This is a genomic window from Pandoraea thiooxydans, assembly GCF_001931675.1.
GTDB lineage: Bacteria > Pseudomonadota > Gammaproteobacteria > Burkholderiales > Burkholderiaceae > Pandoraea > Pandoraea thiooxydans.
The window spans coordinates 1,704,906-1,719,235 of record NZ_CP014839.1 but is presented as its reverse complement, the minus strand read 5'-3'; the positions used below and the strand labels follow the sequence as shown (position 1 = coordinate 1,719,235).

14 protein-coding genes are annotated in these 14,330 nt (G+C 62.8%); 4 read left to right on the top strand and 10 right to left on the bottom strand.

The genetic code is table 11. From position 1 onward, the window contains the following. Positions 1 to 118 precede the first annotated feature (118 nt). From PATSB16_RS07905 to PATSB16_RS07860, 10 genes are all read right to left on the bottom strand, one after another. Complete coding sequence (locus tag PATSB16_RS07905) at positions 119 to 646, bottom strand: YopJ family acetyltransferase (protein ID WP_083566867.1); 528 nt, start codon at positions 644 to 646, stop codon at positions 119 to 121. Then, positions 576 to 1,247, bottom strand: a complete 672-nt coding sequence (locus PATSB16_RS21235) for an RHS repeat-associated core domain-containing protein (protein ID WP_047213600.1) — start codon at positions 1,245 to 1,247, stop codon at positions 576 to 578. The genes PATSB16_RS07905 and PATSB16_RS21235 overlap by 71 nt, the downstream gene beginning before the upstream one ends. Before the next feature lie 528 nt (positions 1,248 to 1,775). Then, on the bottom strand, positions 1,776 to 2,501 hold the full coding sequence (locus tag PATSB16_RS07895; RefSeq protein ID WP_052892621.1) for a sulfite exporter TauE/SafE family protein: 726 nt from the start codon (positions 2,499 to 2,501) through the stop codon (positions 1,776 to 1,778). A gap of 43 nt (positions 2,502 to 2,544) precedes the next feature. Beyond that, positions 2,545 to 3,294, bottom strand: coding sequence for an SDR family NAD(P)-dependent oxidoreductase (locus tag PATSB16_RS07890; protein ID WP_047213598.1), 750 nt, complete (start codon positions 3,292 to 3,294; stop codon positions 2,545 to 2,547). A gap of 23 nt (positions 3,295 to 3,317) precedes the next feature. Further along, positions 3,318 to 4,100, bottom strand: coding sequence for an ABC transporter ATP-binding protein (locus tag PATSB16_RS07885; RefSeq protein WP_047213596.1), 783 nt, complete (start codon positions 4,098 to 4,100; stop codon positions 3,318 to 3,320). A gap of 27 nt (positions 4,101 to 4,127) precedes the next feature. Further along, positions 4,128 to 4,979 (bottom strand): ABC transporter permease, encoded by an 852-nt coding sequence (locus PATSB16_RS07880; RefSeq protein WP_169834614.1) that lies wholly within the window; start codon positions 4,977 to 4,979, stop codon positions 4,128 to 4,130. A gap of 74 nt (positions 4,980 to 5,053) precedes the next feature. After that, a complete protein-coding gene (locus tag PATSB16_RS07875) occupies positions 5,054 to 6,346 on the bottom strand; it encodes an ABC transporter substrate-binding protein (RefSeq protein WP_083566725.1) in 1,293 nt (430 codons plus the stop codon). A 118-nt stretch (positions 6,347 to 6,464) separates the two neighbouring features. Continuing rightward, positions 6,465 to 7,946 carry a pyruvate carboxylase subunit B gene (locus tag PATSB16_RS07870; RefSeq protein WP_047213593.1) on the bottom strand — a complete coding sequence of 494 codons (1,482 nt, stop codon included), beginning with the start codon at positions 7,944 to 7,946 and terminating at the stop codon, positions 6,465 to 6,467. Further along, complete coding sequence (accC, locus tag PATSB16_RS07865; RefSeq protein WP_047213592.1) at positions 7,943 to 9,301, bottom strand: acetyl-CoA carboxylase biotin carboxylase subunit; 1,359 nt, start codon at positions 9,299 to 9,301, stop codon at positions 7,943 to 7,945. Before accC ends, PATSB16_RS07870 begins: the two co-directional genes overlap by 4 nt. Before the next feature lie 89 nt (positions 9,302 to 9,390). After that, entirely contained in the window at positions 9,391 to 10,014 is a 624-nt protein-coding gene (locus PATSB16_RS07860; RefSeq protein ID WP_206093677.1) for an acetyl-CoA carboxylase biotin carboxyl carrier protein, read from the bottom strand. Between the two features lie 221 nt (positions 10,015 to 10,235). Here PATSB16_RS07860 and PATSB16_RS07855 point away from each other — a divergent pair, with 221 nt between their 5' ends. The 4 genes from PATSB16_RS07855 to PATSB16_RS07840 all read left to right on the top strand — a co-directional run bounded on the left by PATSB16_RS07855 (position 10,236) and on the right by PATSB16_RS07840 (position 14,313). Then, positions 10,236 to 11,069 carry a 3-oxoadipate:acetyl-CoA acetyltransferase gene (locus PATSB16_RS07855; RefSeq protein WP_047216383.1) on the top strand — a complete coding sequence of 278 codons (834 nt, stop codon included), beginning with the start codon at positions 10,236 to 10,238 and terminating at the stop codon, positions 11,067 to 11,069. 81 nt (positions 11,070 to 11,150) lie between these two features. Next, positions 11,151 to 11,969 carry an IclR family transcriptional regulator gene (locus tag PATSB16_RS07850; protein ID WP_047213590.1) on the top strand — a complete coding sequence of 273 codons (819 nt, stop codon included), beginning with the start codon at positions 11,151 to 11,153 and terminating at the stop codon, positions 11,967 to 11,969. 273 nt (positions 11,970 to 12,242) lie between these two features. Further along, on the top strand, positions 12,243 to 13,562 hold the full coding sequence (locus PATSB16_RS07845; protein ID WP_047213588.1) for an MFS transporter: 1,320 nt from the start codon (positions 12,243 to 12,245) through the stop codon (positions 13,560 to 13,562). A gap of 211 nt (positions 13,563 to 13,773) precedes the next feature. Further along, positions 13,774 to 14,313, top strand: coding sequence for a phasin family protein (locus tag PATSB16_RS07840; protein ID WP_047213586.1), 540 nt, complete (start codon positions 13,774 to 13,776; stop codon positions 14,311 to 14,313). The last annotated feature ends 17 nt before the right edge of the window (positions 14,314 to 14,330 follow it).

The window sequence follows — 14,330 nt, the reverse complement described above, 5'->3', positions numbered from 1 at the left end:
TTAACGATTCTTGACGATTGTTCACATTGATATGGCGGGCGTCTCATTGTATGAACCGCGCAATAGAGCCACGACCAGGACAACCGAGCGGATTCTCCGGCATGACGCACCCCGCGCGTCAATGCCGCAAAGCGCGCGACAAAAGCGCCACTCGCTTGCGCTCGATCGAGTTGCTGAACTGCCGCGCTCCGCGTGTAATGCGGTTTTGCTCATGACGTTCCCGCAACGCGGTGACGCCGTCCGGGTCGCGCGCCTGCCAGGCCGCGGCTACCATATCGACCGTGGCGCGCGAATGGGCATGCCGGTAGAACGACGGTGGCAGCAAAATTTGCTCACCGAAGAAGTGCTGCAGGCCTTCCGCGCGAGCATCGTTACTGTCGTGCAGTTCATCGAAGAACGCTTCGGCGCGGCGCATCTTCAGCGCGAACGACAGGCTGAAGATGGCGCAGTCGAACGGAGACTTTTGGGCTGCGCTGAACACCACAGACGTTTTGGGTGCGGGGCCGCCGCCGAGCCCCCCGAAAGTTCGCGGAAAATATTCTCGGAACAAGGTTCGGTAGCCCTCATCCACCGCGTTATGGGTCAGGAAAAAAATCGGGAGCCCCTTCAGCGACCTGCCCCTCAACCAGAAAAGACGGCTCCACATACACCATCGACAGTGGCGACTCGTCGCTCAAGGCTCTTCGCCGCATGTCGAATGCCGCGAAATGCGCTCCGCCGTCCGGGCGGTCCGTCATCGCAACCACGGCCTGGTAGCGCATGGCGCCCGCGTCTATCGTTTGGGCGTGCAAAGCCTGCGCAAACTCGCCCAATGTGTTGTAGAACCGTAAGTCCTGCCCGGTGCGGCGCCGTTCGGCCGCCACCAGGTCCGGCAACACTTGCCGGTCGCGCAACGTCATGGGATTGTTGCACACCATCGAGAACAGGTTGAGGCCATCGACCGGCCCGGCGGGATCGGCGCTCAGCCAGCGTCCCAGCCATGGCGCGTAATACCGAAATGCGTAGGCATAAAGACCGGTCGAGTCGCGTTCCTGTCCGGCATGGCGGATGACCTTGCGCCTTGCGGCACCCCGGCACCGCACCGCCCACAGCGCCGTGCCGCCGAACGGATAATAGACCTCTCGGGTAAGTACGTCGGCTCGATCGTCAAGTGTGAGCCCGCTCGAGCCCAGGTGGTCGCGCAACGGCATGGCAAACGAAACCGCGCGGCCGGCCTGCCGGTGTAGCTCGACATCGCTGCCACTCACTCGCACGCATAGCCTGCGCCGGCTTTTGCCATGTCGCAGAGTCAAGCCCGGCAAGTAATACGTCGTGTCGAGATTGGGCAGACTCTGACGTGCGCGTGCCCCTGGCGCGGCAACGATACCGAGCCGCGGGAGATTCCATTTGATCGGTCATATGCTTGATATTCGAGGAATGTGCCGACACCAGCCATGCGTGCTGCTAGGTTGCGGCAATTAGGTAATACTACGTATGGTGCGTTGCAGCAATTTCATCTAAACTTCAGTTGTCTCCTCCATGTCTCCTCCTGATATGGATTTAAGCCCGCCAAGCGCGGGCTTTTTTTTGGTTCATCGCGGAAAACCGTGGAGGTTTTCAAGGCAGTTGATAATCTGACGACGCAAGGAAACGTGATCGGAGGATAAATTGCTGGATCGCAAAGCTTAGCGCTACTCTAGGTCAGCACGGACACGAATTCAACGCAAAGCCCTCAAACCAGAAGTTAAGTGATTGATTTTCAAACGGTCATGTCGTGATCAAGCACCTACGCAACATCATCTCGCGAATAACGCAACCACTGACACCACCAACAAAAAAAGCACCGTAAATTGCCGAAAACGCATTTCGTTAAAATGCCGAAACAATTGCGATCCCAGTACGATGCCGCCATAGAAGCATGGCGCCATTGCCAGTGGCGAGAGTGGTCCGCCCAATGCAAATACGCCTCTCACCCAGAGCATGAGCAGCGCGGCGATCGAGATGGCCACCACGCACAGGGTCAAGTTTGCGCGCGTGACCACCACCGAATCGGGGCCCGACAGCAGATACAGAATGACCGGCGGCGCACCAATGCCGGTGCCGCCGAGCAGAAAACCGCATAGCCCGCCAAGCCCGAGCGACACACCGAGCTTTCTCGGACCCCGATAGCGCGCGCCACTAAGCAGCAGCACGCAAAACAGCGCCACCATCGCCGCGATGCCGCGCCTGAGCAAGTTCGGATCGGCATGCACCAGCATGTAGCCACCCAGCGGCAGCGTGGCGAACGCAGCCAGACAGATCGGCGCAATGACCCGGTAGTGCGCAACGCGCGCTGCGTCGCGCAGCATCGGCGCGGCGGCGAACGCCTCGAGCAGCAGCACGGTCGGGACCACCAGCTTGGGCTCGAACATCAGCGTCAGGAGCGGCGTCATCACCAGTGAGCCGCCGAAGCCGGTGATGCCGCGGATCAGCCCTCCCGCGCCGGCAATCAACATCGATATCACCAGAATCTGAGAAATCATGGATCGCCTTTTGCGCTAGCTGGCGTGCCGGCACGCCTGACAGTCAGGTCACCAGGAATCCGCCGTCGACGGCGATCACCTGACCGGTGATGAAGGACGCGGCGTCCGACGCCAAAAAGGCCGCCAGATTGGCGACGTCGCCCGTGCTGGCCAGGCGCCCGAGCGGAAAGCGCGAGAGGATGCGCGGCCGCATTTCGTCGGTGAGAAACTCGCGCACCATATCGGTTTCCACCAGCCCCGGGGCGATTGCGTTCACGCGCACGCCGCTCGGCCCGAGCTCGCGCGCCAGTCCCTTGGTGAGCGCGGCCACCGCCGCCTTGGTGGCGCCATACCAGACATTGCCGACCGCACCGCCGCCTTTGACGGCCGACACCGAAGCGATGTTGACGATGGTCCCGCCGCCACGCTCGATCATGCTCGGCGCGACAGCCTGGATGCAATTGAAGACGCCGGTGAGGTTGACTGCCAGCTGATCGTCCCACGCCTGGTCGTCGGTGCGGGTGAACGGCCCTTGCGTCATCAGGCCGGCGTTGTTGACCAGCACGTCGATCGCGCCGCGCTCGCCGACGATGCGCGCAAGTGCGGCGCGCACCTCGGGCCGGTCGCGCACGTCCATGCGCAGCGCGTGGGCACGCTCGCCCAGTGCCGCGGCCGTGCTGCGCGCCATCCCGGCATCGATATCGGTGACATACACGACGCAGCCGCACTCGGCCAGGCGCGTCGCAATCTCGCGTCCGATGCCGCGCGCCGCGCCAGTGACCACCGCCACCTTGTCTGTCAAATCGTGCTGCATCGTCTCCCCTCGTTTCCCGAGCCTCAGTGCTCGCGCTCGAACTCGTCGTGAATCAGATCCCTCAGTTTTTTCTTCAGCGTGATGAAGGCCATGTCGGTCTCGTCGCGCGGCCGCGGCAGGTCGACCTCGATATCGGCCTTGACCTGCCCGGGGCGACGCGTGAGCACGATGATACGGTCCGACAGAATGATCGCCTCCTCGATGCTGTGCGTCACCAGCACCATGGTCTTGCGGTGCTGCACGTCGCTCGATGCCAGCAGCCGCCCCATTTCTTCCTGCATCAACGCGCGGTTTTGCGCGTCGAGCGCGGCGAACGGCTCGTCCATCAGCAGCACGTGCGGGTCGACCGCCAGCGCGCGCGCGATCGACACGCGCTGGCGCATGCCGCCCGACAGCTGATGCGGATATCGCTGCTCGAACCCGGCCAGGCCGACCAGCTCGATCTGGCGCCGCACGATCTCGCCCCGCTCCGGCGCCGGCACACGCTTCATCTCCAGCCCGAAGGCAATATTCTGCGCCACCGTCATCCACGGAAACAATGCGTAGTCCTGGAACACCATGGAGCGCTCCCAGGCTGGCTTGCAAACCGACTGACCGTCCACCTCGATGGTGCCCTGGGTGGGCGTCTCGAATCCGGCCAGCAGGTTCAGCAGCGTGGTCTTGCCGCAACCGCTATGGCCAAGGATCGAGCAGAACTCGTGATCCCTCACCTTGAAGCTGACGTTGTCCAGTGCAAGTACCGAGCCGTCCTGCGCGCCGTGGCCCGGATAAACCTTCGACACATTGGCAATGCTCACTTCGCTCATGCCTTCCCTCCTTCCGTGCCGCGCCGCTCACCGGCCCACCGAACGCGACCACGGCAGCCAGCGCCGCATCGCCACACGTATGACGCGATCCATCACAAACCCGACCAGGCCGATGGTCGCCATGCCGACGATCACATAATCGGTGCGCAGCACCGTGCGAGCGTCGTTGATCATGAAGCCCAGGCCAGAGATCGCCCCCACCAGTTCGGCCGCCACCAGCGCCATCCAGCCCACCCCCAAACCGATGCGAATACCTGTCATGATCTGCGGCAATGCCGCCATCAGGGCAATACGCCACAGGATCTTCCACTCCGGCGCACCCAGGCAGCGTGCCGCCCGAATCAGGTTCGGCTCGATCCCCTTGACGCCGGTGATGGTGTTGAGCAGGATCGGAAAGAAAATGGCCAGGAAAATAATAAAGACGTTCTGCGTGTCGCCAATGCCGAACCACAGGATCGACAGCGGTATCCACGCCAGCGGCGGCACCGGCCGCAGAATCTCGAAGACCGGATCGAGCTGCTCCTCGACCCACGGCCACCAGCTCATCGCGATCCCGATCGGAATCGCGACGGTCGCCCAGGCAAATGCCATCAGCTCGCGCCGCACGCTGTCATGCAGGTTCTGCCACAGCTCGCCCGACCTGATCAGCTCGAGCGCGGCCTTGGCGACCGCCGATGGCGGCGGCAACAGCGTGCGCGTGGTATCGCTCAGCACCACCCGGCTGACATACTCCCACACCCCCAGCAACAGCACGAGCAGAATCAAGCGGCGCAGCCTCCGGGCAATCTGCGCCACCATGCCCGGCGGCTTGCGCGCCGCCAGCGCCTCTTTCGGGGGCGTGGCGGCGCGGACGGTTTTACGGCTTGCTTGCTGCACCATATCCATGTCTCCTCCTTGCCGATGCGAATCCGCCGCCGCGCCCGGCGAGTGGGCGCCGATTGCGCGGCGATCCGTCACGGCGCATAGTGCTTGCCGTCAAACACCCAAGGCTTGGTCAGGTCGCCAGGCTGCGGGAACGCCTGCGCCTGCTTGAGATTCTGCGGCGTTTCATATGCCGGATAGGGAATCTTGTCGGGCGCGCCGCTCCAATTCGCCGGAATGAACGGCGGCTGCGCGGGCCGTGCCCAGCCGAGCTTCTCGAAGGTCTTGTCCATGAATTGGGGATCGACCGCGGCGGCGAAATCCTTTGCCGTCAATGCATGCTCGATGCGCTTGTTCTGGTAAAGCCATTTGAAAATCGTTTCATTGGCAGCGCCCCAGAACGCCCCGTTCGGGTATACATAGGTCGGCTTGTAGAGGTTGTTGTAGGCATCGATCTGCTGCAACAGCAAAGCCTTCGAATAATTCCTCAATTGCGGATTTTCGCTCATCAGCTGCGCCGCCTGCTTGGGATGCAGCCGGGTCCAGAGCGTCGCCTCGACGAACGCGTCGGACAAGGCCTGCACGACATCGGGCACGTGCTGAATCAACTCTTCGCGCACATAAAACTGCCCTTCATACATGTTGTACGGATAAATCGAGTCGATAATGCGCCCGGTCTTGCGCTCGCTCACGATCATCGTCGGCGTCGGATCCCATGACGCGACAGCGGCCAGCCCCTTGGGCATCGCCATCTGGTCGCCGGGCGACATATTCTTCAGGATGATGTCCTTGCCTATCTTCACGCCGTTGACTTCGGCCGCCATCTGCACATAGAACTCGGCCGACGAACCCGTCACCAGGCCGATCGCCGCCGGCGGATTGCTGCCCTTGAGATCCTTGAAGCTCTTCAGCGGCGAATCGTTCGGCACCACCAGCGCGTGCAGCAGATTCGGGCTCTCGATGGCAATCGCCTTGACCGGAATGCGCTTGTCGATCAGCGAGGTGAACGGGAAATTGCCGCCGCTGCCGGCCTGGAAACGGCCCGAGACGATCACTTCGTTGATCGCCGGACCCGAAGCGAACGCCTGGAACTTCGTCTCGAGTCCACGCTTCTTGAGCAGGCCCATGCGATCCATCACGATGTTGATCGTATTCTGGCCCGACCAGGGCGCCTGGTAGGCGATCTTCAGCGGCCACCACCCCTGGCTCTTGAGCCATTGCACCGATTGCGGCGAAATCTGCTGATACGGCAACGGCCAGCCCCAGTCGGTGAATTTCTGTTGGGCAAAACCGAACGTTGGCGCCGCCGCCAGCAGCAGCGTCGCGACGATCCGCCACAACCAGGCAAGACGGGCGGAATTGGTAGGCCTTGAGTGATGCATCATTGTCTCCTCGCTAAGTAGGCGTCCATCGCTCGAACTCGATGGACTGCGGCGATCTCTCGATCGCGCCAACTGCAACCGCCCCTCCTTTATCCCGCGACGTCGTCGACCGCGCCGCGTGTCATATCTTGATGGTCATCTCCGTGCCGGCAAAGCGCACTCTCGCGTAGCCGATATCGGCGCGCGCGCCGAGGTACCCCAGCAACTCGTGCAGGGGCGACGTTCTGAAGCGGCACTCCGGCACCGGGTTCCGCAGGGTCTTGAGCAGCGCCTCGTCATAGAAGGCGTGCAGCAGCAGATCTTCGTCGCTCGCGTTCTTGCCGAGCGCACGCCGCAGGCGCGGCAGGCCCGCCGCGAGGTGCTCGCCCGGGCGCGCCGTGACGATCTCGTCAGGCCTGATATTGGCGCGCTCCCAGAATGCATCGGCAGGCTTGGCCGCCAGCTTGCCGTAATAGCCCATCGCATACTTGCGCACTTCGTCCGGAATCGTCTTGTAGCGCTCGCCCTGCACGACATTGAGCACCGCCTGGGTAATGATGTACTGCGCGAACGGACTCACCAGAATCGGATAGCCGAGATCCTGACGAACCTGCGCGGCCTCTTCCAGAATCTCCGGCAAGCGCGCCGCCATGCCCATCGTCTCCAGCTGCGACTTCAGATTCGAAATCATGCCGCCCGGCACCTGGTGCTCGTACAACGCCGGATCGTAGGCGGCGATCTTGCCGCGCGGCTTGCCCTCACGCTCGCACAGCCAGTCGAAATAGCCGGAGACCTCCCGCAGCGCAGCGCGGTCGATACCTGTGCGCAAACCCAGCGCTCGCGCCGTGTCGTCGATCTCCTCGGCAGCCGGCAACGACGCGCCATTGGCCAGTGGCTCGACTGCCGTGTAGCCATAGCGAAAGCCGCTGGCCATCGCCACCTCGTACACAGCCGGCGCCAGCCCCGACTGGCAATGCGAATGCAGCTTGAGCGGAATCCCGCCGGCCGCGGCCACCAGTGCCGGGAACAGTGTGCGCCCCCGCTCCGGCGTGAGCAGGCCGGTGGGATCCTTGACCGAAATGAAGTCGGCCTGCAGCGCGACCAGCTCCTTCACTCGCTCCACATAGTAGGCATCGGTGTGTACCGGGCTCAGCGTATAGGTAACCATCGCGTTGATCTTCATGCCGGCCTCGCGGCCGGATCTGACCGACGATTCGATGTTGCGATTGTCGTTGAGCGCGTCGTACACCGTCAGTACCTTGATGCCGCGCCGGGCCAGCGCCTCGGAATTCAAGGCGATGACGTCGTCCGGAAACAGCTCGAAGGTATACAGGCTTTGTCCGCGCGTGAGGCCGTCACAGGGCGTGGCCAGCCGCTCGCACAACAGGCCGACGCGCTCCCACGGGTTTTCGTGCAGATAGCGCACGCACACGTCGAACACCGCGCCGCCCAGAATGTTCACATAGCCATAGCCGATGCGGTCGATCGCCACCAGTATCGGCGTCATCATGGCCGTGGTCATGCGGGTCGACCACAGGCACTGGTGCGCGTCGCGCAGCGTCACGTCGACCAGCTCGAAAGTCCCGCCGGGCTTGCCGGCCGGCACCGTTGCGGCTCGCGTCATAGCGCCTCCAGCATGTTTTCCTCGACAAACTTGGTATGCACGTCGCCTTGTTGGAAGCGCGCGTCGCGCAGCAGCTTCTGGTGAAATGGCAAGGTCGTCTTGACGCCGTCCACGCGCATCTCCCATAGCGCGCGGCGCATGCGCGCCAGCGCCTCCTCGCGCGAGTGGCCCCAGGCGACGACCTTGGCCAGCAGCGAATCGTAGTACGGCGGCACGCGATAGCCGCTATACAGGTGAGAATCGACCCGGATGCCGGGTCCGCCGGGCATATGAAAATGGGCGATCGCGCCGGGGCATGGCGCAAAGCCGTTATCCGGATCCTCGGCATTGATGCGGCATTCGATCGCATGCCCCTGCAACCGGATCTCGCTTTGCTCGATCGCCAGCGGCTGCCCCTGGGCAATGCCGATCTGCGCCTTGACGATGTCGATGCCGGTCACCAGTTCGCTGACCGGATGCTCGACCTGCACGCGGGTATTCATCTCCATGAAATAGAATTCGCCGCTGGTCGGGTCGAGAATGCATTCGATCGTGCCGGCGCTCGTGTAACCGACATGCCGGCACAGGCGCACCGCGGCCTCGCCGATCCGGGCGCGCACGGCATCGTCGAGCACTGGCGACGGACTTTCCTCGAGCAGCTTCTGATTGCGCCGCTGAATCGAGCAGTCGCGCTCGCCCAAATGCAGCACGCGCTGGCCGTCCGACAGGATTTGTATTTCGATATGGCGGATGCGCGTCAGGTACTTTTCGACATAGATCGCGTCATCGTTAAAGGCCGCCTTGGCCTCGCGCGCGGCGTTGAGGTACTCCGCCTCGATATCCTTCTCGGCATGCACGATCCGCATGCCTCGCCCGCCGCCGCCGGCGGCCGCCTTCAGAATCACCGGATAACCGAGCCTGGCCGCCACCTCGCGCGCCTCGGCCACGCCCGAGACGGTGCCGGCCGAGCCCGGCGTGGTCGGCACGCCCGCCTCGTCGGCCATGCGCCGCGCCATCGCCTTGTCGCCCATGAGCGAGATGACGTCCGCACTGGGCCCGATGAAGGTGATCTCCTCCTTCTCGCACAACCGCGCGAAATGCGCGTTTTCGGAGAGAAATCCGTAGCCGGGATGAATCGCGTCGGCGCCGTGCATCAACGCGGCCGAGACGATGAACTCCGCGTTCAGGTAACTCTGGCTCGAACGCGGCGGCCCGATGCACACCGCCCGATCGGCCAGCCGCACGGCGAGCGAATCGCTATCGGCCTCGGAATAAATCTGCACGGTTTCCAAGCCGAGTTCGCGGCAGGCCCGCAAAATGCGCACCGCGATCTCGCCGCGGTTGGCCACCAGTACACGCTTGAAAGGTTTTGCCATGATCGTCACGCGATAGTCCCGTGTAGTTGCCTCGCTCGCGGCCGGCGTGCACCGGCCACCCGACCTGATCGGTCCGCCGTACTCGACGCTCAGTCGGGGTCGACCACCATCAAGACTTGCCCGTACTCGACCGGCTCGCCATCCTCGACCAGCACGTGGGTCAGGATGCCGGCTCGTCCGGCCGGAATCGAGTTCATCAGTTTCATCACCTCGATAATGCACACCGTGGTGTCGGGCGCCACACGCTGCCCGACTTCGGCGAAAGAGCGCGCGCCGGGCTCTGGCGCGCGGTAGAAGGTGCCGACCATCGGCGATTTGATCAGGACTGCGCCGGGCGGATAGGCCAACGGCGCCTGTCGCGCTTCCCCCGCTCCGTCCGCTAACCCATCGCCCGGGGCCGCCGGCTCGACGACGATTTCACCGCCCCCGACATGACCATGACGCTGGCGCGTGGCGGGCGCCTCGCCCGACCCCGCCGGCTCGGCGGGTCTTGGCGCGGCAGCCGTGGCCGCAGGCGCCCCTTGGGCTATACCGATGCGGCCTTGCGCAGCCGCCGGCAGCGGCGCACTGGCTAACACTTCACTGCCATCGCGCCGCCGCAGATCGATCTCCAGCTCGCCCATCTTCAGGTGGAACTCGCCGAACTGCGACGACGATTTGATCAGCTCGATGATTTGCAGCAGATCCTGATACGTCATGTCTGAATTGCTCACGGCAGTCGTACTCCTGTGGATCGCAACGCTTTGATGGAAGGCCCGCTGGGTGCCGTTGGCACTGCCCGGCAGCACTGCCAATAAATTTCACTCAATGAAAGAAATTGTTTCTCTGAACAAAATAATTGCACAAAGGTTTTGTAATTGCAATAATGGAATACATCATTTCACTGAATGACATTTCGACAATCGAGCGCGCGATCCGCGTAGGGAGATTTGGCATGACCGAGCCTGTCATCATTACCGTTGCCATTACCGGCGCGCTGCCGCGCAAGAAGGACAATCCCGCTGTGCCGGTCACCCCGCCCGAGCAAATCGAGTCGACGCATGAAGCGTTCGAGGCAGGGGCGTCGCTGGTTCACATTCATGTGCGCAACCCCGACGAGTCACCCAGCTCGGACCCGGAACTGTATGGGCGTGTGCAGGAAGGCGTGCGCAAATATTGCCCAGGGATGATCGTCCAGTTCTCCACCGGCGGGCGCGGACGCGATCAGGCCGCGCGCGGCGCGATGCTGCACCTCAAACCGGACATGGCGTCACTGGCAACCGGTTCGGTCAACTTCCCGACCAACATCTACGAAAACCCGCCCGATTTCGTCGAGGGCCTGGCCGCCACGATGCTCGAGAACGACATCAAGCCGGAAATCGAAGTGTTCGATCTGGCGATGCTGTACAACGCGGCCAATCTGCTCAAGAAAGGGCTGCTCAAACCGGCGCCGCACGTGCAATTCGTCATGGGCATCCCCAATGCGATGCCGGCGCGGCGTTCGATCTTCGATTTCCTGCGCGCCGAATTGCGCGCCGTGATGCCCGAGGCCACCTGGGTCGCGGCCGGCATCGGCCGGCATCAGTGGGAGGTCAATCAGTGGTGTCTGGCCGAGGGCGGCCACTGCCGCACTGGCCTGGAGGACAACACCCGCTTCGACCAGAGCCGTCTGGCCGCCAGCAACGCGGAGCTGGTCACGAAGATCGTCGACGTCTGCGCCCAGCACGGGCGGCATCCGGCCAGCACGGCCGAGGCACGACGCCTGCTGGGTCTGAAGCCGGCGCCCTGACCCGCTTGGGGTTCCGGCGTCTTGGGAGCGGCGCGCATGCAATACAATATCGAACCTCTTGGTTCCGTTGCCCGAAGCCCTATGTCGACAAAAGATGCGGCCCCGCCCGAGTCCACCGCACTGCGCGCGTTTTCCGTGCTGGAATATGTCGCCAGGGCCAGCGTGCCGGTCTCGCTGGACGACGCCACGCAGGCCTGCAACCTGCCCAAGCCCACGGTCTTCCGCATTTTGGCCATGCTGCAGGAGGCCGACCTGCTGCAGCGCGAGCCGCTGAGCAAGCGCTATATCATCGGTGCCCGCCTGTCGTCGCTGGCGATCGACGTGATGCAGCACTCGACGCTGCGCGCCCAGAGCCATTCGGTACTGCAAGCGCTGGTCGACGAAATCGGCGAAAGCTGCAACCTGACGATGCTCGATGGCAACGAGGTGCTGTATCTCGACCGGGTCGAGACGCCGCTGCCGCTGCGTCTGCATCTTGAACCGGGCACGCGCGTGCCGTTGCATTGCACTGCCAGCGGCAAAATCTTTCTGAGCCGGATGTCGTCCAAGAGTGTGCACCGCCTGCTCGGCAAGGAGCCGCTCAAACGCTACACGGACAAAACCATCACCGACCTGCAAACCCTCGAGAAAGAACTGCGGCAGGTCAAGGCGACGCAAATCGCAATTCACGATGGGGAGTTGTTCGATGACTCGGTGGCGGTGGCCGTGCCGGTGTGCGACCCGCGCGGGCAGGTCTACGCCGCCATCGCCTTTCATGCCCCGGCCTCGCGAGTGAGCATCGCCCAGGGCCTTGAACTCGTACCGGCGTTGCGCCGCGCGGCACAGGCGATCGGCTCGATCTTCACGCCCAGCCGCGAAGACGGCGCCGCGCTACCGGCGACAACCGCCCCGCACGACTGATCCGCCTGGGCAGGTCCGGCCTCGCCCGACCTCGCCCGGACGCCGGCCGCGTCATCCGGGCGCGTACCGTTTCCCCGCATTTTCAACGAATTTAGGGTAAATCTCTATCAATGGAATAATTCATTCCAAAAACGCCAGACTATACTTTCAGTGTAATTTTTATTTATCAATTTCGTTCCAATTTTTTATTAAAAAAAGAATACGCTTCAGGCTGTACCGATCATCGATGTGCCGTTCAGGTTGTGAAATACAAAGCACCCCTCAGGAGACATCATGGAAATCGCAGACCGCAATGCTTCGCCGCATTCCAGCAAGTCGCTGATCATTCTGGCCAGCACTTTGGGCACTACCATCGAGTGGTACGATTTCTTCCTCTACGGCGTGCTTACGCCGCTCGTGCTCAATCGCCTGTTCTTCCCAAGCATGTCGCCCGTGATGGGCACCATCGCCGCCTACACGACATTTGCCGTCGGCTTTCTATCGCGCCCGATCGGCGGCATCATTTTCGGGCATTACGGCGATCGTCTCGGCCGCAAGACCATTCTCGTGCTGACCATGCTCATCATGGGCGGCTCGACCTTTCTGATCGGCGCGCTGCCCACCACCGATTCGATCGGCATCGCCGCGCCGCTGCTGTTGTTGCTGCTGCGCATCCTGCAGGGCATCGGCATCGGCGGCGAATGGGGCGGTGCCGTGCTGATGACCATCGAGCACGCGCCGCCGGGCAAGCGCAGCCTTTATGGCAGTTGGCCGCAACTGGGCGTGCCGCTGGGTTTGATGAGCAGCGCCGGGGTCGTCGCCGTGCTCAATTTGTTTCCCGATTCAGCCTTCATTTCGTGGGGCTGGCGGGCCGCGTTTTTTGTCAGCGCGGCGCTGGTGGCCATCGGCCTGTATGTTCGGCTGAAAATCATGGAGACCCCCGACTTCGAAAAAGCCCGGCTCGAAAACAAGATCGTGCCGGTACCGATCACCGAGCTGTTCAGGAATTACAAGCGCGAGGTGCTGCTGACGCTGGGCGCGCGCTATGTCGAAGGCGCCTGCTTCAACACCTTCGGGGTGTTCATCATTTACTACGTCACCCACTCGCTCGGGCTCACGCGCGGGCTGGCGCTCAACACAGTGATCATCTCGTCGGCATTCATGCTGCCGTTCATCATCATCGCCGGCATACTCGCGGACCGCTTCGGATTGCGCCGCGTGTTCGCCTGGGGAACGATCATGATCGGCATCCTGACGGCGCTGTCGTTCTGGACCATGGACCACTTCGGAGCACAGCACCCCGGCATCGTGATGATCGCGGTGATCCTGCCTTTCTCGCTGGCCTATCCGATGGTGTACGGCACCGAATCGTCGCTGTTCGCCAGCCAATTCGACGCGAATGTGCGCTACACCGGCGTGTCGTTTGCCTATCAATTCTCGGGGATCTTCGCCAGTGGCCTGACACCGCTCATCGCCACCGCGCTGATCAACGCCGGCGGCGGCAAGTCGCACCTGGTCGTGTTGTATATGATGGTCGTCGCGGCCGTCAGCCTGATCTCCGTGCTGCTCATGAAAGGCATTTCCGCCAACCTCCGGCGCCCGGCGCTGGCCTGACCCGGCGCGGCAGTTGCCCGCGCGCAGTGCTCCCGCGCGGCCGCGACGCCTGACGTCGTGGCCGCAGCCTGTCGAAGCCTTTTACAAATTGATGCAAAATTTTTGTGTGGATGTCCGCTGGACGCCGGCGCGTTTCATCTAGCATGTTGACGCTGAATCCCCTTACCGGGAATTTCGTCGTTATGCGCCTCACGCACGCCAGGAGACATTCATGCCATTCAATGCCAGCGCCCTTCAGGATCTGCATCAAGCCAATGTCGACCTGGGCGCGAGACTGGGTCATATTTTCCTTGAGCAGGCGAGCCGCATGCAGGCCCGCACATTGCAGGATGCTCAAGCGAGCGCCGCGGCGCTTTGCGAGTCGATGACCGACATCACCGGCGGCACGAACGCCGCCGCCGCGATGTCTTTGCCGATGCAGCTCATGGGCCGGCAAATCGAACAGGCGGGTAACTTCTGGCGAAATTTTCTGACCGGGGCGCAAAACCACCAACAAACGGTCCTGGAACATTTGAATGAGGCGATGGGACGCTGGCAGGTCGATTGCATCGACGCGATCGAGCGCATCTCCGATACCACGCCTGCGATTTGCGCGGCGGGGATGGTATGCCAGCCATTGAGCATTGCGGCACAACAGGTGTTCGACGTCGTTACAGCCACGTTCGGCGGTCTGCGGCCCGTGCCCGCCGTCACACCGGCACCGGCAGACGCGGTAACGCCAATACCGCATCGCAACCGGCGCGTCGCCTGAGCTGCGACGCGCCCCGC